This window comes from Streptococcus cristatus (assembly GCF_003943815.1).
Classification (GTDB): domain Bacteria; phylum Bacillota; class Bacilli; order Lactobacillales; family Streptococcaceae; genus Streptococcus; species Streptococcus cristatus_F.
This window is the reverse complement of sequence record NZ_RJNA01000054.1, coordinates 1-812: the sequence shown is the minus strand read 5'-3', so window position 1 is coordinate 812 and position 812 is coordinate 1. Positions and strand designations below refer to the sequence as shown.

Genomic DNA, 812 nt, shown 5'->3' with positions numbered 1-812 from the left:
GGTTGATAAAGATGGCAATCGTCTTGGTTTTATTGATAGAAGCAGACAATTTGCGCATCGCCTGGCTCATCATTCGAGCCTGCAAGCCGACGTGGCTGTCACCGATATCCCCATCGATTTCCGCACGTGGTACCAGAGCTGCAACTGAGTCAATGACGACCAAATCAACGGCACCAGAGTCAATCAATTTACCAAGAGTATTATAAAGTTAAGAACTTACGACTTGAACGTGAAGAGAGAGAAAGACTATACGAAGAAGAACAAGAGCGAAAAAGAAAATTACAAAATAAAATCGAAGATGAGAAGAAGCGGACAATGTCTCTTCTTAATATGCTAGAAGATTTTCAAACTGCAAATGATTTAAGATTGATGGCAGATAAACTAGAGATAGCAGGAAAACTTAGTAAAGAAGAAATTGATTGGATTAGATCCAAAGCTGACTGGATAGACCCAATAGTTTCTTCAACAGACGAATTATTAGGAATCAGAAATCATGAAAATTCTAGAGAACAAAAAGAACAATATCTGAGTGAGAAAAGGTACTATTGGTAACTTTGTGTTTTTGGTTTTACAGAGTGTAGTGTTATGTTGTTCACTAATCAAATAAAGACTACTTATTTGAAATATGATGTATATGAGATATGTCAAGTACTGGAAATATCAAATATGTATTAGAGCGATATTTTTAAAAGGGATTATAATAGAATTGGTGAGAAAGATATCTTTTGCATGGATTTACAAAAATTAAATAATCTATATCAATAATTGGAGGAAATGTTAAAGTGCCGAAATTAAATGAAAATCCTCAAGAT

General features: G+C 34.2%; 1 protein-coding gene and 1 pseudogene. One reads left to right on the top strand and one right to left on the bottom strand.

The window, feature by feature from the left end:
* Positions 1–193, bottom strand: a pseudogene (locus D8872_RS10685) (recombinase RecA); the annotation flags it as partial.
* A 122-nt stretch (positions 194–315) separates the two neighbouring features.
* Between D8872_RS10685 and D8872_RS11085 the strand changes: the two are divergent.
* A complete protein-coding gene (locus D8872_RS11085; RefSeq protein ID WP_260471702.1) occupies positions 316–552 on the top strand; it encodes a hypothetical protein in 237 nt (78 codons plus the stop codon).
* The last annotated feature ends 260 nt before the right edge of the window (positions 553–812 follow it).